18 protein-coding genes are annotated in these 18,379 nt (G+C 61.9%); 12 read left to right on the forward strand and 6 right to left on the reverse strand.

The features are described from left to right. The first annotated feature begins 174 nt into the window (after positions 1–174). From ACIQH5_RS07135 to ACIQH5_RS07160, 6 genes are all read left to right on the forward strand, one after another. A complete protein-coding gene (locus ACIQH5_RS07135) occupies positions 175–963 on the forward strand; it encodes a LamB/YcsF family protein (RefSeq protein ID WP_400401556.1) in 789 nt (262 codons plus the stop codon). Between the two features lies 1 nt (position 964). Next, positions 965–1,732 (forward strand): allophanate hydrolase subunit 1, encoded by a 768-nt coding sequence (locus ACIQH5_RS07140; protein WP_400401558.1) that lies wholly within the window; start codon positions 965–967, stop codon positions 1,730–1,732. After that, positions 1,729–2,742 carry a biotin-dependent carboxyltransferase family protein gene (locus tag ACIQH5_RS07145; RefSeq protein WP_400401561.1) on the forward strand — a complete coding sequence of 338 codons (1,014 nt, stop codon included), beginning with the start codon at positions 1,729–1,731 and terminating at the stop codon, positions 2,740–2,742. The genes ACIQH5_RS07140 and ACIQH5_RS07145 overlap by 4 nt, the downstream gene beginning before the upstream one ends. A 56-nt stretch (positions 2,743–2,798) precedes the next feature. After that, entirely contained in the window at positions 2,799–4,139 is a 1,341-nt protein-coding gene (locus ACIQH5_RS07150; protein WP_105692593.1) for an MFS transporter, read from the forward strand. Positions 4,140–4,222: 83 nt separating this feature from the next. Beyond that, on the forward strand, positions 4,223–4,972 hold the full coding sequence (locus tag ACIQH5_RS07155; RefSeq protein ID WP_024818576.1) for an SDR family oxidoreductase: 750 nt from the start codon (positions 4,223–4,225) through the stop codon (positions 4,970–4,972). A 133-nt stretch (positions 4,973–5,105) separates the two neighbouring features. Then, on the forward strand, positions 5,106–5,339 hold the full coding sequence (locus ACIQH5_RS07160; RefSeq protein WP_400401565.1) for a hypothetical protein: 234 nt from the start codon (positions 5,106–5,108) through the stop codon (positions 5,337–5,339). 23 nt (positions 5,340–5,362) lie between these two features. Here the strand turns inward: ACIQH5_RS07160 and ACIQH5_RS07165 are convergent, their stop codons facing one another. The 4 genes from ACIQH5_RS07165 to purB form a co-directional block, all read right to left on the reverse strand. Further along, positions 5,363–5,797: an acyl-CoA thioesterase gene (locus tag ACIQH5_RS07165; protein WP_011776502.1), complete on the reverse strand. Its 435-nt coding sequence runs from the start codon at positions 5,795–5,797 to the stop codon at positions 5,363–5,365. A 70-nt stretch (positions 5,798–5,867) separates the two neighbouring features. Then, the gene (locus ACIQH5_RS07170; RefSeq protein ID WP_024818574.1) at positions 5,868–6,371 is read right to left on the reverse strand and encodes a GNAT family N-acetyltransferase; all 504 of its coding nucleotides are present in this window, start codon (positions 6,369–6,371) and stop codon (positions 5,868–5,870) included. Between the two features lie 257 nt (positions 6,372–6,628). Further along, positions 6,629–7,285: a histidine phosphatase family protein gene (locus tag ACIQH5_RS07175; protein ID WP_400401569.1), complete on the reverse strand. Its 657-nt coding sequence runs from the start codon at positions 7,283–7,285 to the stop codon at positions 6,629–6,631. A gap of 297 nt (positions 7,286–7,582) precedes the next feature. After that, positions 7,583–8,989, reverse strand: a complete 1,407-nt coding sequence (gene purB, locus ACIQH5_RS07180) for an adenylosuccinate lyase (RefSeq protein WP_062072592.1) — start codon at positions 8,987–8,989, stop codon at positions 7,583–7,585. Positions 8,990–9,564: 575 nt separating this feature from the next. Between purB and ACIQH5_RS07185 the strand changes: the two genes are divergently transcribed. Then, positions 9,565–10,809: a hypothetical protein gene (locus ACIQH5_RS07185; protein ID WP_400401572.1), complete on the forward strand. Its 1,245-nt coding sequence runs from the start codon at positions 9,565–9,567 to the stop codon at positions 10,807–10,809. 33 nt (positions 10,810–10,842) lie between these two features. Here the strand turns inward: ACIQH5_RS07185 and ACIQH5_RS07190 are convergent, their stop codons facing one another. After that, the gene (locus ACIQH5_RS07190; protein WP_142937549.1) at positions 10,843–11,271 is read right to left on the reverse strand and encodes a phage holin family protein; all 429 of its coding nucleotides are present in this window, start codon (positions 11,269–11,271) and stop codon (positions 10,843–10,845) included. 72 nt (positions 11,272–11,343) lie between these two features. Between ACIQH5_RS07190 and ACIQH5_RS07195 the strand changes: the two genes are divergently transcribed. The 5 genes from ACIQH5_RS07195 (at position 11,344) to ACIQH5_RS07215 (ending at position 17,186) form a co-directional block, all read left to right on the forward strand. Next, positions 11,344–12,462, forward strand: a complete 1,119-nt coding sequence (locus ACIQH5_RS07195) for a histidinol-phosphate transaminase (protein WP_400401576.1) — start codon at positions 11,344–11,346, stop codon at positions 12,460–12,462. 151 nt (positions 12,463–12,613) lie between these two features. Beyond that, positions 12,614–13,807: a pyruvate dehydrogenase (acetyl-transferring) E1 component subunit alpha gene (gene pdhA, locus ACIQH5_RS07200; protein ID WP_400401579.1), complete on the forward strand. Its 1,194-nt coding sequence runs from the start codon at positions 12,614–12,616 to the stop codon at positions 13,805–13,807. After that, positions 13,807–14,787: an alpha-ketoacid dehydrogenase subunit beta gene (locus tag ACIQH5_RS07205; protein WP_062072602.1), complete on the forward strand. Its 981-nt coding sequence runs from the start codon at positions 13,807–13,809 to the stop codon at positions 14,785–14,787. The genes pdhA and ACIQH5_RS07205 overlap by 1 nt, the downstream gene beginning before the upstream one ends. A 100-nt stretch (positions 14,788–14,887) precedes the next feature. Further along, positions 14,888–16,468 (forward strand): 2-oxo acid dehydrogenase subunit E2, encoded by a 1,581-nt coding sequence (locus ACIQH5_RS07210; protein WP_400401582.1) that lies wholly within the window; start codon positions 14,888–14,890, stop codon positions 16,466–16,468. A 121-nt stretch (positions 16,469–16,589) separates the two neighbouring features. Continuing rightward, positions 16,590–17,186 (forward strand): phosphatidic acid phosphatase, encoded by a 597-nt coding sequence (locus ACIQH5_RS07215; RefSeq protein ID WP_400401872.1) that lies wholly within the window; start codon positions 16,590–16,592, stop codon positions 17,184–17,186. Between the two features lie 11 nt (positions 17,187–17,197). Here ACIQH5_RS07215 and ACIQH5_RS07220 read toward each other — a convergent pair whose 3' ends face one another. Beyond that, positions 17,198–18,295, reverse strand: a complete 1,098-nt coding sequence (locus tag ACIQH5_RS07220; RefSeq protein ID WP_400401585.1) for an amidohydrolase — start codon at positions 18,293–18,295, stop codon at positions 17,198–17,200. Positions 18,296–18,379: the final 84 nt, after the last annotated feature.

The following is an 18,379-nucleotide window of genomic DNA, read 5'->3' on the forward strand; positions in this document are numbered from 1 at the left end:
AGCTATTAGGTCTTTGTGCAACGTGGTTGACCGGTGCGAGACTTTTGGAAAGACCTTCAGCCGACGCTTTGGGATTCCATCAGCGTTTGGCATTTACCGGAAATTCAACTCATCACTCTGAGGATAATTTGTGAATTCCCGGAATCCCAAGACAAACCATGGAAAGAGAACCACGTGAACCCGACAATTGATCTTGTAGCGGATCTTGGAGAGGGATTTGGCGCCTACACCATTGGCGACGATTCCGAACTCCTGGACATCGTTTCAAGCGCCAATATCGCATGCGGGTTCCATGCCGGTGACCCGGACATCATGGCTGCCACTGTTGCTGAATGCGTTCGCCGCGGAGTAGGCATCGGGGCTCATCCGAGCTTCCCGGACCTGCGTGGCTTCGGTCGACGCGACATGGGCCTCACTGCCACCGAAGTTCAAAACGATGTCCTGTACCAACTGGGTGCCCTGAACGGCTTCGCGTCTTTCCACGGCACCAAGGTCACGCACCTCGCTCCGCACGGCCGGCTCGGCAACCTCGTCGCAGTCCGCGCCGACTACGCCCAGGCTGTGGCTGACGCCGCGGACCGTGTGGACAACGAGCTGATCGTGGTGGCCCAGGAAGGCGAACTGGCCATTGCTGCACGCAATGCCGGTCTGGACGTTGCCATCGTTGGCATCGTGGACCGGGCCTACCAGGAGGACGGCACGTTGGTTCCCCGCAGCCAGCCTGGTGCTGTGCTGCACGATCCCGCAGAGATCGTGGACCGGACGCTTCGTATGGTGATTGACGGCAAGATCCGCTGCGCCAACGGCGTGGACATGGACATCGACGTCGACACCGTCCTCCTTCACGGAGACAACCCCGGCGCTGTTGAGCTGGCGCGCCGGATCCGCTCCGAACTCATCTCCGCCGGTGTCAGCATCGCACCGCTGGCCGAGGTCATGGATGCCAAGAGGAAGGCGGCCTGACATGTCCGTTCTTGCTGCGGCCCCTACAGAGATCCACGAATCCGGTGACTCCGCACTGCGTGTTGTCGCGATCTCCGAAGCTGGCGAACACAACTGGCTGACTGTCCACGGGCTGGCCGATTGGCTGGAAAACTGCGGCGCCGAAGGGCTGCATGGCGCAGTTCCCACCTATGACTCCTTGCTTGTTGAGTTTGATCCCATCCTCGTTTCCGCGCGCCAGGTGCGGGCGTTCGTCAAGCTGGGCCTCCTGGAACTCGGACGTTCCGCCGGGTCTGCGACGGCCCCGCGGAAGTTCGACGTTCCTGTGGTCTATGGAGGGGAATTCGGCCCGGACCTGGAACGAGTTGCCCAGCACCAGGGAATCTCCGTGGACGAGGTCATCCGCCTCCACACCGAAAAGACCTACACCGTTCGCTGCCTGGGTGCGCCCGCAGGCTCGCCCATGATGGACGGCCCGGCATTCCCCAAACCCGTGCCGCGGCTCAAGGACCCCCGGCTCAGCGTCCCCGCGGGTGCGGTGGCCGTAGCCGGCCGGCAGGCAGTCATCGCTCCGGCGGCGGCTCCCGGAGGCTGGTGCGTTATTGGACAGACCCCGTTATCAGTCCTGAATATCCGCCGCGAACCGTTGGTGCCCTACAAACCTGGCGACATCCTGCGGTTCCGGCAGATCCGAGCTGAAGACTTCGGCCAGTACAACGGTTTGGAATTGGAGCCGCAGGCACTGGCTTCGGCGGACGTGGACCTTGAGAAATCAGGGGCTCAGCCATGAGCGGCGAAATCCTGATCCAACAGCCCGGCAACTCCGTGGTCACAGACCTCGGCAGGACCCGCGGCCCCCGCTTCGGTCTTCCCGTCAACGGCGCACTGGACCAGTACTCGGCCCGTGCCGCCAACATCCTGGCAGGCAACCTGGACAACCACCCCTTGGTGGAGATCACGGCACTGGACTTCCGGATGAAAGCCACCACGAACATCCTGATCGCCGTCACCGGCGCTCCGCTCACCCTCACGGTTGGTGGCCGCCCGTCCAGCCAGTGGGAACCCGTCTCGGTCCGTGCAGGTGAAACAGTGTCCATCCGCGGAATCCACCGCGGCCTCCGCGCGTACCTGGCGATCCACGGCTCCATCGAGGCAGAAACCCTGCTGGGCAGTGTAGCTCCGGACACCGTGGTGGGCTTCGGGCTGCAACTCAAGGAAGGCACCCGCCTCCTGACCCGCAGGAGCGTTGGCCCCGTTCGTCAGCCGTACTTTGATCTTCCACTCTTCCGGCTGGGCCTTGACCGGCCCCGCATGGACTCAGACTTGTTGGTCGACGTGACCGACGGGCCGGACGTCGCCGAATTCGGCGAATCCGGTGAACTGCTCTTTACCTCGGAATACGCCGTCAGCGGCCGCAGCAACCACATCGGTTTACGGCTCGGCGGGGAACTTCCGGAAAGAACCTCAAGCGGCGAAGTTCTTTCCCGCGGAGTGCCAGTGGGCGCCGTCGAGGTTCCTTCAAGGGAAGAGCTGCTGGTACTGCACCGGGGACGCGGCGTCACCGCCGGGTACCCCGTACTCGCAGTAGTCACCAGCACCGGACTGGATGTCCTGGCCCAAGCAAGGCCAGGGGACAAAGTCCGTTTTCGGAAAACCACAGTGGCAGAAGCAACTGCCGCCCACAGGCGCTCGCGGGCCCACCTTGAAACCCTCCGCGAATCCGTCAACACCGTCTTCGGACTCCTCGGCATCGGATGCCGTCCCCAGTGGCAGGACCTACCAGTTGCGGCATGCAGCTAATAACCCTGTCGTCAGACCAGTAGGCGTTGCTACGCTCATCTCAGTAAGGAAAAGTCATGACCGCAAGCACCAACGCTGCGCCAGTGCAGCATGAGCGGCTCACCAGCCGCCAAACCCGCAAGGTTGTCACCGCAGGTTGTGTTGGCATCTTCGTGGAACTGTACGACAATGGCATTTTCGCCTTCATGGCGGGAACGCTGGCGCTCGTCTTCCTGGCCCCGGGCAACCCGGACAACGCCCTGCTCTTCGTGTTCGCCGGCTACGCGGTCTCGTTCTTCGTTCGTCCGCTCGGCGCTGTGGTGTGTGGCTACCTCGGAGACCGGATCGGCAGGCAAAAGCTACTGGTCTTTGTCATCCTCCTGATCAGTGTTGCCACCGCCGGCATCGGCCTGCTTCCCCCTTATGCGGCCATCGGCGTCGCGGCCCCCATCCTGCTGGTCCTCCTGCGACTCCTCCAGGGCTTCTCCGTGGGCGGCGAAGCTGCCGGCGCCATGACCTTCCTCGCCGAGCACGCCCCTGAAGGCAAGCGCGGCATCATCACCTCCTATGCCCAGATCGCCTCCTTCGCAGCACTGCTCACCGGTACTTTGGTGGCCTACTCCATGTCGCCGTGGCTCACCCAAGCAGCGATCGACGGCGGCGGCTTCGGCTCGTTCGCATGGCGCATCCCGTTCCTGGTTGCCATCCCCATGGGCATCATCGGCTGGTACATCCGCAAGGCCATCAGCGATACCCCCAACTTCGAGAAGCTGAAGGAAGAGGGCGGCCTCTCCAAGAACCCGCTCAAGGAAGCTTTCCAGTCCAAGGAACACCGCCGTGCCATGCTCCTGGCCCTCTTCATCCCGCTCATGAACGGCTCCGGCTACTACGTCCTGTTCTCCTACATGCCCACGTTCCTCAAGGGCAAGCAGCTGAACTTCACCATCGGCGAAGCCCTCCTGGTCACCGCGTGCAGCCTGGTGGTCATCTGCATCGCCATCCCGTTCATGGGAGCCCTGTCCGACCGCGTTGGCCGTAAGAAGGTCATTGCCGGTTCCGCGATCGCCATGGCAGTCCTCGGCATCCCGTCCTACGCCCTGATTGCCACCGGCCAAATGGGCTTGGCCATCTTGGGCGCCTGCATCATGGCCATCGTCTTTGCGGGCCACACCGCAGTGATCCACATCCTGATCGTTGAACTGTTCCCCACCCGTGTCCGCTATTCCGCATACGGCCTCGGCTACAACATCTCCTCGGCCCTGTTCGGCGGCACCGCCCCGCTGCTCATGACCTGGCTGATCGGCAGCACAGGCAACATCTACATGCCGGCCTTCTACGCAGTCATCACGGCGCTCGGCACGCTCATCGCGGTCAGCACGGTCAAGGACCGCGCCCACGAGCCACTGCGCGACGCCTAGCCTCCACCCACCTCCGGCAAGTGCGCAGGGTTTCACAACCCGGCGCACTCTGCCCACCGATTCCCCACCTTTTGGAGAACCACATGTCTTTTTCTGACTACACCACCGCACTCGTCACCGGAGCGTCAACCGGTATGGGTGCAGCCATTGCCGAGCGCCTCGCCAAGCGCGGACTGACAGTTCACGCCGTGGCCCGCAACGAGGAACGCCTTGCCGAGTTGGCCGACCGAACCGGAGCCATCCCGCACGTAGTGGACCTGACCGACACAGCCGCGCTGGCCGCCGTCGTGAATGACCTCAAGGTGGACGTCCTGGTGAACTGCGCCGGGGTTTCCCGGCCGGGCAACATCCTGGACTCGTCCGAAGAGGACATTGACGAACTGGTGGACGTGAATCTCCGCGGTCTCCTGCAGCTCACCCGACTGGTCCTGCCGGGCATGGTGGAGCGCGACCTCGGCCACGTCATCAACATCAGCTCGATCGCCGGTGTCTACAACTTCTACGGTCACACGGTCTATCACGCAACCAAGGCCGCCGTGCACCAGATCTCCCGCCAGCTCCGGAACGACACCGTCGGCAAGCGCATCCGTGTCACCGAAATCTGCCCGGGCCGCGTGGAGACCGAGATCTTCGGACGCAACATGGGCGGCACGCCGGAGGCCATGGAAGAGGCCTGGCAGACCTACTACGAGGGTTACGAGTCGCTGACCACGGACGACATCGTCAATGCCTTGGACTACGCCATCGAAACGCCGCGTCACGTGAACGTGGGCATGCTCGAACTCATGCCGACGTTCCAGGTGCCCGGTGGCCTGACGTTCGACCGGCGCTGACCCTTTCGGTTCAGGCGCCCCACAAGTTCCGGTGACACACACTCCCGTCACCGGATAAATAGGCTGGCGGCCGCGTTAATCGCGGCCGCCAGCACCCGTATAAGCGCTGTTTACTACTCGAAAGCCACAGCCGATGAGAAGGGCACTGTGCCTCGCTGACCGGAAAGACTGGGATGCCGAGGACTTCGATAACCTCGACGAATACTGGCAGGAGCCACGTAGGCAGCAGTTGGTCTGCCTGGCATGCGGGGGCAAGGCAATGTTCCGCTCAGCAGGAGTTGGCCGGAAGGCGACTTTCAGTGCACGGCATGCCGCCGACTGCTGCCTGAACTCCCGCACATGGACTGTGTTCCGGTATCTGCAGTAATAAAGCGCCCGACGGCGCGTGGTTCAGTCCTCGTCGAGCGTTTCCGTCAGGTGATGCGTGGGGATGCGGTCGCGGTCATACGTGATTTCCGTGTAGCCGTGCGGTTGCGGGCGGCCATCGGGCCCAAGATTCACGAAGACGATTTCCTCGATGGTCAGGATTGCCTCGCGGGTGATCATATTGCGGACCTCGGCGCGCATGGTCAAAGACGTGCGGCCGAAGCGCTTCGCGGTCAGGCCCATCTCCACCAAGTCACCCTGGACCGCGGAACTGACGAAGTTGATCTCGGAGATGTACTTGGTAACGGCACGGCCATTGCCCAGCTGGAGGATGGCGTAGATCGCGGCCTCTTCATCGATCCACTTCAGCAGGCTGCCACCAAAGAGTGTGCCGTTGGCATTGAGGTCCTCGGGCCGCACCCATTTGCGGGTGCGGAAGGTGATGTCTGCTTTTTCCATAATCCGAGATTATCGAACTGGCGCAACCTTGGCTTGATATTGTGCCTGAACTCTCAGCCGGTCCCCTCCGTTAGGCCATCGCCGTGTGGGAGGCGCTGTGTGAGTCGATTCGCTTTGAATAGCAATACGACCCGCTGGCACCGACGTACGGGCCGAAGTTTGGCACGGCGGCAAAGCCTGCGCTCTCGTAGAAGCTTCTGCCGTCCGATTGGGCTGATCCTGCCTCAGCTGCGATCACCGTGAACCCGTGGGAATGAGCCTGCGCCTCGAGCGCGGCGAGAATGGAGCTTGCCACTCCGGAGCCCCTGGCATAAGGGACCACGTAGAGCCTCTTGATCTCCGCGGTGTTTTCATCCAGCATCCGCAATCCGCCGCATCCCAAAGGTTGGCCAGAGCACTTCTCGTAGGCCACCACAAAAACTGCCGTGTCCGCTTCCGTCGGCGGGGGTCCAGGTTCGTGGTCCGTGGTTCCGAACCTCGCATCGAGTTCTGCCTGTTGTGCGGCGCGGAGGTCTGCGCCCACGGGGTTCGCCCAAGTTACCTGCCGGATGTTGAGCCGTGGGTTGGTCTGCATCATTGCCTCTTTTCGCCGGGTTTCGGGGAGGTGTTTATGCGTACTAAGCCTAGGGAGCTGCGGTTACCGCGGTGTTTCCTGCGCGTAAGCGTCGGGAGAATTGCAGGGCTTTTCCGCGTTGCAGGGCCTGCTTTGCGTTGTGTTGGGCGGGTTTGGGGCGCAAAGCGGGCCCTGCAAAGCATCCTGAACACGCGGGCAGGTGGCGCGCCAAACACGCAGGCAGATGAGGGGATGGAACAGGCGATGCGCGGGTGGGCCTAAAGGGACTCGCCCGTGGGGTCTTCCGCTGTTTGGTCTTCCAGCGCCATGCCCCCACTAGGAATTTGATCCCAATGCAGCACCCGCCAACCGGACTCGGGATCCCCTTCCAACGCAACAATGCCTGTATTGGGGAGTGCATGCGTTTCTGCGAACGCGGCGTCGATGTCCGTTGCCCTGCGCCCCGCCCAGCAACGGATGGCAGCACCGTGGCTGATGATTGCAGCTGTTTCATGCGCCGCCGCCGCCACTTGCTGGACGGAGGCATCGAATCTCTCGAAGAATTCGTGCCCACTGAATGCTCCCGGCATGCGAAGATCCAAGTCGCCATCCGTCCAGGCGAAGACCGTGCCCATATATCGACGATGCGATTCGTGGTCAGTTTTCTTCTCCAGTGCGCCGGCCTCGATTTCATGGACGCCGTCCAGGATTGTCGGCTCCAATCCTGTGGCCCTCGCCAAAGGTGCAACAGTCCGTTGGGTACGCAGCAAGGTTGAGGTGTAGAGGCTTTGAATCCCTTCAGTGGCCAAAGCCTCGGGCAGGGCGGACGCTTGGCGCTCCCCGAGCTCAGTTAGCCCCGGGCCCGGAAACGCGGTGTCCAACTGACCAGCGACGTTGCCTGGTGTTTGTCCATGCCTGATCAAAAGGAGCTTCATGGATGCTCCGCTCCTTACGTCGTGAATGATCCGGGGGGCTGGGCAGGCCAAGCTCATACCCCAGATTTCCAGCGCTCCTGCCCGGTTTGTTCCAGCCAATCAGTCGTCGCAGTCCAGGAACAGCCCGACACGCCGTGTTTCGAGTCCTCGGACGGGATGCCAAGCAAAGGAACTGGGAAGGAGCGCTCTTGCCCCCAACCGACCAAACGTTCACGTCGCATTAAACGCCGACGGCGGACCGGGGCACCCAGCCCTGGCCCGCCGTCGTCGAGCGTTCTGCACTACAACAGGTGTTCCTTACTGCAGGTGGTCCACCAGTTTGTCCGCGATGCCCGTGTACTTGCCCGGGGTCAGGGCGAGCAGGCGGGCTTCGGCGTCTGCGGAGAGGCCCAGACCTTGAACGAATTCCTGCATGCGGGCGCCATCCACGCGCTGGCCGCGGGTGAGGTCCTTGAGGCGCTCGTAGGGGTTTTCCATGCCTTCCACGCCGGCAATTGCCTCGGCACGCATGACCATCTGGATGGCCTCACCAAGGACTTCCCAGTTGGTGTTGAGGTCGCCCGCGAGGACTTCCTCTGCGACGTCGAGGGCCTTCAAACCCTTGGCTACATTGGAGATGGCGAGCAGCGAGTGACCGAAGGCGACGCCGATGTTTCGCTGGGAGGATGAGTCCGTGAGGTCGCGCTGCCAACGGGAGGTGACCAGCGTGGCGCCCAAGGTGTCCAGGAGGCCGTTGGAGATCTCCAGGTTGGCTTCGGCGTTCTCGAAGCGGATCGGGTTGACCTTGTGCGGCATGGTGGAGGAACCCGTGGCCCCTGCAACCGGAATCTGGCGGAAGTAGCCGATGGAGATGTAGCTCCAGATGTCAGTGCAGACGTTGTGCAGGATGCGGTTGAAGCGTGCAATGTCCGCGTACAGCTCGGCCTGCCAGTCGTGGCTCTCGATCTGCGTGGTGAGCGGGTTCCACGTGAGACCCAGGCCTTCCACGAAGGTCTTGGCAACGGCTTCCCAGTCGGCACTCGGGACTGAAGCCACGTGGGCCGCGTACGTTCCGGTGGCACCGTTGATCTTGCCGAGGTATTCAGTTTTGGCGATGCGCGCCAACTGGCGGTTCAAGCGGTGCGCAATGACAGCCAGTTCCTTGCCCAGCGTGGTGGGCGTGGCGGGCTGGCCGTGCGTACGGGACAGCATGGGCACGGAGCGGTTTGCTTCGGCCATGGCTTCGATCTGCTTCACGAGGGCGGTGGCGTTGGGCAGCCACACATCTTCCACAGCGCCCTTGATGCCCACAGCGTAGGAGAGGTTGTTGATGTCCTCGGATGTGCAACCGAAGTGGACCAGAGCCGTGAGGTTCTCAATGCCGATGGCAGGCAGCCGGCGTCCGATGTAGTACTCAACAGCTTTGACGTCGTGGACGGTGACGGCTTCGATTTCGGCGAGTTCATTAACGGACGCAGCATCGAACTCGGTAACGATGGCGCGCAGCCGGGCCACCTGTTCGTCGGACAGCGGGCCAGCACCCGGCAAAACTGACTGGCTGGTCAGGTGGATGAGCCACTCAACTTCAACGTGAACGCGATCGCGGTTAAGCGCAGCCTCGGACAGGTAGTCCACGAGGGGCGCGACGGCGGCACGGTAGCGGCCGTCAAGGGCGCCAAGGGCGAGGGGTTCGGAAGCGAGGGACACGCGGAGGGATTCAGCCATGAGGTCTATTCTTTCATGTTCCGCGCGGGGCCATGGAGTCGATGACAAGGCTATGTGGACGGCCGATCAGGTTATCCACATAGCCAACGGCGCCACTTCCGTCGGGTTCGGCTGCTCCGTAGCGTCGAGCCTATCCATCAGCAGAACAATCAATGGAGTACACAGACAATGAGCGTCGGCTTGATGCCTGCACCCAACCCGCCCACTTTTGATCCACTGGAGTGTGCTTCCCGGAGCCACGAAGTCCAAAGGCTTGCGTGGCGAATGCAATCGTGCGTGGACCACGTGGACTCGGTGCTTTCGTCCCTTCGGAGAGTGCAAGTGGAAGATTGGCTTTCTCCCGCGGGGAGGGCTTACAGGACCACCATTGCCCTGCAAGCTTCAGCACTGATGCGTGCACGCGAGTCGGTGGAGGCCGCCGTTGCTGTGGTGCTCCGTCACTCCCAAAGTGTCTCAGCCTCAAGCGAACGGGGTCCGTGATGGCAGACTCAGCTCCCGTTGGGGCCGGCGCAGCGCCTCAGCCATCCCATCCCGCGAATGACGGAATCCTCAGTATCAGGGGAGGGGTGGGAGGTATGTCTTTTCAGCTTGAGGAACTCCTCAGGGGAGCGGGAACCCTGGATGAACTTGTTCAGCAACTTGTAGGCATTGAAAACGAGGCCCGTCAGGTTCAAGACCTCCTGGAACTCTTTTTGTACGACTCCTATAGAACTGGCTGCGACGCCCTTAACGCTGTGGCCGAGAGCGCCAAGGAAGTGGGAAAAGTCCGGCAGGAATTGGTGGAGGTCGCCGGGGCAGTGCGGGCCAGTCACCGGGACTATGTGGAAGCGGAGGTCAGAAATGTTATCCCACGGTTCCCCACCCTTGACGAGATGAAGCCGGCTTGGCCGCCAACCAAGGATATGAGCAATTATCTGGCCTCGGCACTTCTTCCATATTGGACAACTCCACGGGACGTCGTTCATGACGTCTTGGAGATGCCTCAGCTTTCGGACATGAGGCCAAGGCCCGTAAGCATCGAAAAGATGGACGAATCGGTGGAGCAGATGGAACCGTCCATGGCGGTAAGCCTTCGTCGTCTCGAGAGACTCCACGCCCGGAACGACGGCGAGATTGAGGTTATCCGCCTCGACAACAACGGCTCGCCTTCGTGGATGGTGCTGATCCCGGGAACCCAGCCCGACTCACCCAGCGCAAACCCCTTCGACGAACAGGGAATCGGCGAAGCGCTGGGCTACGACTCCGAAGAAGTTGCACCTGCCGTCGGCCAGGCACTCCGTGAAGCCGGTGCTGAGGCGGGCGAGCCAGTAGTGGCAGTAGGACATAGCCAAGGTGGCATCCACGCCATGAACTTGAGCCGGAACAAAGCGTTTCTCAGCGAATTCGACCTCAAGTATGTGCTGACAGCCGGAGCTCCCGTGGGAGGCATCACCCCCGAGCCCGGCATCAGTTCACTGCATCTGGAGCATGTCCAAGACTGGGTTCCTGGAGCCGAAGGTCGGAATAACGTCGACACAAAGGACCGGGTAACTGTAACGCTGACTAATGAGGTCAAAACTCCCGAGGGGCAGGATCCCGGCATCGGCCCTGGCCATGATCAGGAAAACTATGCCGCAGGAGCAGCGCTGGTGACGGCAAGCCATGACGAGTCTCTGGCAGCGTCCACTGCCGTGTTCGCTGGTGTTGTCGGCGTGGGCGGGGTTGCCAAGGTGACTCGGTTCAAGCTGGAAAGAGCGCCGCTTCCGGTCCAACCACCGGCGCCACGTCCCGCCTCGCCACCTACTATCCAGGACACGAGGTCCGGAACAGCAACAAGGTAGAGCTACAAGTCACCTTTGTACGAGCAGGAAGTGTTACCGCTTCTTGGCGCCCGGAATCAGGCCCGCCACCATGGAAATGATGCTGATGATGATTGAGGCCAGGATTGCTGTCCAGAAGAAAGAATCGATGGTGAGGTGCACGGGTGTGAAGGTGCTCAGCCACGCAGTCAGGTACAGCATGGCTGCGTTGATCACTATGGTGAACAGGCCGAGCGTCAGAATGGTCACCGGAAGGGACAACAGCCTCACCAAAGGACGAACAAAGGCATTGACCACTCCGAAGATCAGGCCGATGAACAGATACGCCAAAATAATGCCGGCGGTGTCTGCGCCCTGGGTGAGTCCGGCGTTGGCTGCGGCAGACTCGGTGGCGCTGGTCGAAATATCCATGCCTTGCAGGAGCCAGGTTGCAACCCACAGGGCAAGCCCGTTGATCAGGACGCGAATGATGAAGGAACCCATGGGCCCATGCTTTCACACACGCCTATTAAAGAGCTCGGTGTCAGCCATAGATGGGCAAGTAGGCTTGAAGTCATGACTACTACTGACAACGTACCGGAGGGCGTACTCCCTCGTCCGGTCGTGGACAGGCTCCCCAAATATGCGGCCGGTAAACCACCCGCTGCGATTGAGGGCCTCACCAGCTACAAATTGTCGTCCAACGAAAACCCCCTGCCTCCGATTCCTGCAGTGTTGCAGGCAATCGCAGACCAGTCCGACATCAACCGCTACCCGGATCCGCTGGCCACCAAGCTGCGCAACGCTTTGGCTGGCTTCCTGGATGTTCCGGCTGACGATGTTGTCACAGGCGCCGGCAGCCTGGGGGCGCTGAACCAGATCCTGGCCACTTTCGCCGGGCAGAATGACGACGGTAAGCAGGACGAGGTGATTTACGCCTGGCGCTCCTTCGAGGCGTACCCCATCTGCGTAGGCCTCGCCGGGGCAGCCAGTGTGCAAATCCCCCTGCTGCCAGACGGGCGCCACGACCTCGAGACCATGGCTGCCGCCGTGACCGTCCGCACCAGAGTGATCCTCCTGTGCACGCCGAACAACCCCACCGGACCGATCCTCACGGCCGAGGAAACGGAACGCTTCATCCAAGCAGTGCCGCCCAACGTGGTGGTGGTCATCGATGAGGCTTACCAGGAATTTGTTCGGGATGCTGATGCTGTGGACGGCATCAAGCTCTACCGCAATTACCCCAATGTGGTGGTCCTGAGGACCTTCTCCAAAGCGCACGGCCTGGCTGGCCTGCGCGTTGGCTACAGTGTCTCCGGCCCTTTGCTTACCCAGCACCTCCGGGTGACGGCCACTCCCTTCGCCGTTTCCCAAATCGCGGAGCGAGCTGCCGTTACATCCATCGAGAATTTCGATCAGGTTGTGGAAAGGGTACAAAGCCTGGTGGATGAACGGGATCGCGTGACGGCTGGCCTGAGGGAACTCGGTTGGTTCGTTCCTGAGGCTCAAGGCAACTTCGTTTGGTTGAATCTTGGGGAGCATAGCGCGGAGTTTGCTGCCTTGGCGGCCGAGCAGGCTCTGTCTGTCCGGGCCTTTGGAAACGAGGGTGTCCGCGTCAGTATTGGTGAGGTGGAAGCCAACACCCGGTTCCTGGATCTCTGTGCAGGTTATACAAAGGCTCCGCAAGGTTCCTAGCGGTTAACAAATGCGCCAACGCTACTTACTGCCGATAAAGTAAGGGACGAAAGCCAAAATATATGCCCGTTCCGGAATGCATTCCGGAACGGGCATATATCCCAGCGACAGACATTGCCCGGCGCCCCGCCATGGCAAGCAAGGAGACGGAATGGGCTCGACACAACTGCCCCCCGGGACGGAAGAAACTCTCGCGGCAACCACCGCGGCAGCAGCCGCGCCAGGCGAACCAGTAGAAATGGTGCAGTTGCTCGGACCTGACGGGACGTTGGGTTCCGATCCTGTCTTCTCGGACTACGCCAAGCGGATTGATCCCGAGAAGCTCCGTGTCTTCTATACAGACATGGCGAGGATCCGGCGCTTCGACCAGGAGGCCACGGCGTTGCAACGCCAAGGTGAGCTCGCTTTGTGGGTGCCGCTGACCGGGCAAGAGGCCGCGCAGATCGGTTCGGCGCACGCAAGCCAGCCGCAGGACTACATTTTCCCCACCTACCGCGAACACGGCGTCGCCCTGGTCCGCAACGTTGACCTTGCCGAACTGCTCAAGCAGTTCCGTGGTGTCTCCAACGGAGGCTGGGACCCGAGGGAAAACAACTTCCACCTGTACACCTTGGTGCTGGCAGCCCAGACTCTCCACGCTGTTGGCTATGCCATGGGTATCCAGAGGGACCAGAAACTCGCCGCCGCCACCGACTCCACAGACCCCAAGGCCGCGGTTATTGCGTACTTCGGCGATGGCGCAAGCTCCGAAGGTGACGTCCATGAGTCCATGGTCTTCGCTGCGTCGTACAACGCTCCTGTTGTGTTCTTCTGCCAGAACAATCACTGGGCCATTTCGGTGCCCACCGAGGTTCAGACCAAGGTTCCGTTGGCCAACCGCGCCAAGGGCTACGGCTTCCCGGGTATCCGGGTGGACGGCAACGATGCAATCGCTGTCCATGCCGTGACGGAGTGGGCACTCGAACACGCCCGCGAGGGCCGGGGCCCTGTGCTCATTGAGGCCTACACCTACCGGGTAGGTGCACACACCACTGCCGATGACCCCACGAAGTACCGGGAATCCGCGGAAGAAGCTGCCTGGCGCGAGAAGGATCCGCTGGACCGCTTGGAGAAGTACCTGCGCACCGAAGGCCTGGCGGACGAAGCGTTCTTCGACCAAGTAAAGGCCGACGGCGATGAACTCGCCAAGTACGTCCGCAGCACAACACATGGCCTCGAGGTCCCGGACATCCGCGATGCTTTCGCCAGCGTGTATGCCGAACAACACCCGCTGATTGCGGAAGAACTTGCTTGGTTCGAGGAATACTCGGCCGGCTTTGAGAGCGACCAGGAGGCAGCTAACTGATGGCAACAATGACCATTGCGAAGGCCATCAATGAAGGTCTCCGGGCATCGCTGACGAACAACCCCAAGTCCTTGCTGATGGGCGAGGACATCGGACACCTGGGCGGTGTTTACCGTGTCACCGATGGCTTGATCAAAGAGTTCGGCGACGAACGCGTGGTGGACACCCCGTTGGCTGAATCGGGCATCGTCGGCACCGCCATTGGCTTGGCGCTGCGCGGATACTCGCCGGTGTGCGAGATCCAATTCGACGGCTTCGTTTACCCGGCCTTCAACCAGATCACCACCCAATTGGCCAAGATCCACTCCCGCAGCCTGGGCAAGTTGACCGTTCCAGTGGTCATCCGCATTCCGTACGGCGGAGGTATCGGCTCCATCGAGCATCACTCCGAGTCACCTGAGGCGCTGTTCGCCCACACTGCGGGTCTGCGCATCATTTCGCCGTCCAACGCCCATGACGCCTACTGGATGATCCAGAAGGCCATTGAGTGCCAGGATCCTGTCATCTTCTTCGAACCCAAGCGCCGTTACTGGCTCAAGGGCGAGGTGGATGTAGAGAATGCCGGCCTTTCCGAGGATCCCTTCAAAGCCCACGTAGTCCGCGAAGGCACGGATGCAACCATCGTGGCCTATGGCCCGCTGGTGCCGGTGGCTCTGGCGGCCGCGAACGCTGCCACGGAGGACGGGCGGAGCATTGAAGTCATCGATCTCCGTTCCATCTCACCTTTGGACTTCGACACCGTGGAAGCATCGGTCAAGAAGACGGGCCGCTTGATCGTGGCCCACGAGGCCCCTACTTTCGGTGGCATCGGCGGCGAGATCGCTGCCCGCATCAGTGAACGGGCCTTCTTGCACTTGGAGGCTCCTGTCATTCGAGTTGGCGGCTTCCACATGCCCTACCCCGTGGCCAAGGTGGAAGAGGACTACTTGCCGGATATCGACAAGATCCTTGAGGCGCTCGACCGCTCCTTGTCCTACTAGAACTGCCGGTTCCACCAGGACCGCTTGTTCACCGCCGTCCTACTAACCGCCCTGATCCAGCCCGGCTTCGCTGCCGGGTAACCGGAAATCGAGGACCACTGTGACTGTAAAGAAATTCAACCTGCCGGACGTTGGCGAAGGCCTGACCGAGGCCGAGGTAGTGGCTTGGAAAGTCAAGCCGGGCGATGTCGTTGCCATCAACGATGTCCTGTGCGAGATCGAGACCGCCAAGTCCCTCGTTGAGCTCCCTTCGCCATTCGCAGGCACTGTCACTGAGCTGCTGGTCGAGGAAGGCATCACGGTGGAGGTCGGCACGGCGATCATCGCTGTTTCTGAAGGACAGGATGGGGATGCCGCGCCGGTGACGCCGGTTGCCCCGGAGGCACCCGCCGTCGAGATGCCTCTCTACGGAAAGTTGCCGGCCGACGACGAAGGCGACGACAACCGTCCGGCCGGTGGACCGTTGGTCGGGTCCGGACCCAAAGCCGACGCCGTCAAGCGCCGTGCACGGAAACGTCCGGCGGGGTCGGCGGTCGAGGCAGCTACGGTCGCCGAGAATGCTGAAGGTACGGTCCAGGACCACCAAGCAGTACTGGAAGCCAAGGCAGCCGAAACTCGTGCCGCACACCGCACGACGTCGGCCCCCGCCAGCGTCGCGACCGTCACCCAGGCGCCCCTCACCCAAGCTCCTGTCGCTCAACCGCAACCCATCACGGCCGACGCACCGCAGGCTGCTGCCTCCCGCGGTGCCGCTATCAGCGGAACCATCAGTGGCCTGGTCAACAAGGTCCTTGCAAAGCCCCCTGTGCGCAAATTCGCCCGCGATCTGGGAATCGACCTCGCTGATGTGGTGGCTACCGGCCAACGCGGTGAAGTGACCCGCGAGGACCTGGTGAGCTACCAGGCCCAGCGGGATGCTGAGCATGACCAGGCGGACAGCTTCTGGGGTGCGTCCAAGAAGCCGCAGGATCAGCGCGTGGAGCGGCTGCCGGTCAAGGGAGTACGCAAGGCCACCGCCAAGGCCATGGTGGATTCAGCTTTCTCGGCTCCCCACGTCAGCATTTTTGTGGATGTGGATGCCAGCAGGACCATGGAGTTCGTCAAGCGGCTGAAGGTCTCACGCGACTTCGAAGGCATTAAGGTTTCGCCGCTGCTCATCCTTGCCAAAGCAGTGATTTGGGCCGCGGCACGCAACCCCAGTGTCAATGCGAGCTGGGTGGAAAACGCGGACGGCAAGGGTGGCGCGGAGATCCAGGTGAAGCACTACATGAACCTGGGCATTGCCGCCGCAACTCCGCGCGGTTTGATGGTGCCCAACATCAAGGATGCCCAGGATCTGTCCCTCAAGGAATTGGCTTTGGCCCTCAATGAGCTGGCGACCAAGGCCAGGGCAGGGAAGACGCAGCCGGCTGAGATGCAGGGTGGAAGCCTGACTGTCACCAACATCGGCGCACTCGGTATTGATACAGGAACGCCCATTATCAACCCGGGCGAAGTAGCCATCATTGCGTTCGGAACCATCAAGCAGAAGCCTTGGGTCTTGGACGGCGAGGTCATCCCGCGCTGGATCACCACTCTTGGCGGTTCCTTCGACCACCGCGTGGTGGACGGTGATTTGTCCGCGCGCTTCATGGCGGACGTGGCCTCCATTCTCGAAGAACCGGCGCTCCTGCTTGACTGACGAGAAAGCCCTGTCCGGCTCAGATAGCGGGCCAAGCGGCAGCGGGACTTCAACAGTCAGCGGGACGGGAACAGCGGGCGGGACGGCAACAGGGGAACCAGGCCACCTGCCCCCTCAGCTGGTGACGGGGCCGTGGCGCAAGGTTGCCCGCGTGCTGACGGAAGTTTTCCAGCCACCCGTTGTTGTACTGGTTCTTCTGCTGATCAGCCCTGCGACGGAACCCGGGTTCCCGGGGACCCTGTGGTTCGGGCTGCTCGCGGCGATGTTCGTCTGCGTCCTTCCGCTGGCGTATGTCCTGGTGATGGTGAAGCTGGGCAGGATCACGGACCACCATGTCAGTGACCGCCGTCAGCGGCCCGCGTTGCTTTTGATGACGCTGGTGTCAGTGCTGGTTGGTTTGCTGGTGCTGCACTTGCTCAATGGTCCCGTGGGTGTCACGGTGATGATCATCGCGCTCATAGGTGGGATCGGGGTACTGGCGGTTGTCAGCGCCTTCTGGAAAATGAGCGGGCATGCCTCGGCGCTTTCGGCTGCGGTGGTGATTGCCATCCTCATGTTCGGGCCGGCCTGGCTCCCTCTGCTGCTTCTCGTGCCGGCTGTTGGCTGGTCGCGGCTGGTACTGCGGGCACACACCCTTGCCCAGGTCATTGCAGGCTCGTTGTTTGGAGGCGTTGTGATTGCCGGGCTGTGGTGGCTGCTGCGGGAGTGGATGCTCTAACTGCCGTCCGATCAGGCTTGAAGGGCCACAGGCCGGCCACCCCGCACCACCCTCAGCGGAGCGGGTCGGTCAACTACCAGTTCCGGGATGGAGTTCGCGGCGAATTCGAGTCGGTCAACAGAGTTCGCGCCGGAGAAGTTTCTCACCTCGGCGGACCCAATGAGCTCCGCACCTGCTGACGTGGCAAGCCGGAAGCAGCGCTCCAACTCCGCATCGGTGGACGCTCCTGTGCGGTAACCCAGCAGGTGCGCGCGATCCATCATGCTGCCGGTGCCGAACGGAGACCAGGCATCGCGGACTCCGTCTGAGCCGACGGCAACCTTGACCCCATGCCGTTCCAAAAGGTCCAGATCCGGTACGGGATCGGCTCCAAGGGCGCAGGTAGCCATCCAGATTCCTGCCTCGGCCATGGCATCCAAGGTAGAGCCAAGATCAGGTTGTGAGGCATCGCAGAGTGCAAAACCGTGCCCGATGGTGACTCTTCCTTGCATGCCTTCGGCCACGGTGCGTTCAGCGATGACACGCAGCTGCGCCAACCCGTCTGCCCCGACGTCGTGCAGGTGGATGTCCACGTCCCTGTCGTGCTTGTTGGCCAGCGCATAGACGGCGTCCAGGTGTCCATGCAGGTCGCCGTCCACCGACTCCGGATCGATGCCACCCACGAGGTCTGCACCCTCCGCCAGGGAAGCCTCCATGAGGTCGAGTGTGCCGGGGTTGCTCAGCAGGCCGAACTGCGGGAAGGCAACCACCTGGACTTCCAGGAACGGAGCCAAACGCTCAGCGGCTGCGCGAACGCCGTGGATGTTCCTGAGGCCTATTTGCGGTGCAACGTCCACGTGCGCCCGCATGGCCATGGTCCCGTTGCGGACGGCGTGGCTCATCAAGGCATAGGCGCGGTCCTCGACGCTGTCCTGAAACGCGAGCTGCGCCCGGAGATCGTTTCCTATGAGGTCGGGCAGTGTTTGCGCTGGTTCGCGGGACAGCCAGCCGGAGCCCCAAGTGGTCTTGTCAGGGTGGATATGCGCGTCGACAAAACCCGGCGTAGTCAGCAGCCCCCGTCCATGGGGCGGCTCGCCCCTGCTGCCGATCGGTGACAGTGGTGCAGTCATCAGAGTCCTTTCGCGGTTTTCACCTTAGGTATACCAAACATCCAACACGCAGAGAAGTGTCCGTCATAAGTCTTGACTTTTAGG

The organism is Paenarthrobacter sp. NPDC091711 (assembly GCF_044756605.1).
Classification (GTDB): domain Bacteria; phylum Actinomycetota; class Actinomycetes; order Actinomycetales; family Micrococcaceae; genus Arthrobacter.

What these genes read in the sequence shown, in the direction of transcription:
- ACIQH5_RS07140 (WP_400401558.1), top strand. Translation starts at nt 965, where the DNA reads ATGTCCGTTCTTGCTGCGGCCCCTACAGAGATCCACGAATCCGGTGAC.
- ACIQH5_RS07195 (WP_400401576.1), top strand. Translation starts at nt 11,344, where the DNA reads ATGACTACTACTGACAACGTACCGGAGGGCGTACTCCCTCGTCCGGTC.
- ACIQH5_RS07220 (WP_400401585.1), bottom strand. Translation starts at nt 18,295, where the DNA reads ATGACTGCACCACTGTCACCGATCGGCAGCAGGGGCGAGCCGCCCCAT.
- ACIQH5_RS07190 (WP_142937549.1), bottom strand. Translation starts at nt 11,271, where the DNA reads ATGGGTTCCTTCATCATTCGCGTCCTGATCAACGGGCTTGCCCTGTGG.
- ACIQH5_RS07205 (WP_062072602.1), top strand. Translation starts at nt 13,807, where the DNA reads ATGGCAACAATGACCATTGCGAAGGCCATCAATGAAGGTCTCCGGGCA.
- ACIQH5_RS07155 (WP_024818576.1), top strand. Translation starts at nt 4,223, where the DNA reads ATGTCTTTTTCTGACTACACCACCGCACTCGTCACCGGAGCGTCAACC.
- ACIQH5_RS07145 (WP_400401561.1), top strand. Translation starts at nt 1,729, where the DNA reads ATGAGCGGCGAAATCCTGATCCAACAGCCCGGCAACTCCGTGGTCACA.
- ACIQH5_RS07165 (WP_011776502.1), bottom strand. Translation starts at nt 5,797, where the DNA reads ATGGAAAAAGCAGACATCACCTTCCGCACCCGCAAATGGGTGCGGCCC.
- ACIQH5_RS07175 (WP_400401569.1), bottom strand. Translation starts at nt 7,285, where the DNA reads ATGAAGCTCCTTTTGATCAGGCATGGACAAACACCAGGCAACGTCGCT.
- ACIQH5_RS07185 (WP_400401572.1), top strand. Translation starts at nt 9,565, where the DNA reads ATGTCTTTTCAGCTTGAGGAACTCCTCAGGGGAGCGGGAACCCTGGAT.
- ACIQH5_RS07150 (WP_105692593.1), top strand. Translation starts at nt 2,799, where the DNA reads ATGACCGCAAGCACCAACGCTGCGCCAGTGCAGCATGAGCGGCTCACC.
- ACIQH5_RS07160 (WP_400401565.1), top strand. Translation starts at nt 5,106, where the DNA reads ATGAGAAGGGCACTGTGCCTCGCTGACCGGAAAGACTGGGATGCCGAG.
- purB (WP_062072592.1), bottom strand. Translation starts at nt 8,989, where the DNA reads ATGGCTGAATCCCTCCGCGTGTCCCTCGCTTCCGAACCCCTCGCCCTT.
- pdhA (WP_400401579.1), top strand. Translation starts at nt 12,614, where the DNA reads ATGGGCTCGACACAACTGCCCCCCGGGACGGAAGAAACTCTCGCGGCA.
- ACIQH5_RS07170 (WP_024818574.1), bottom strand. Translation starts at nt 6,371, where the DNA reads ATGCAGACCAACCCACGGCTCAACATCCGGCAGGTAACTTGGGCGAAC.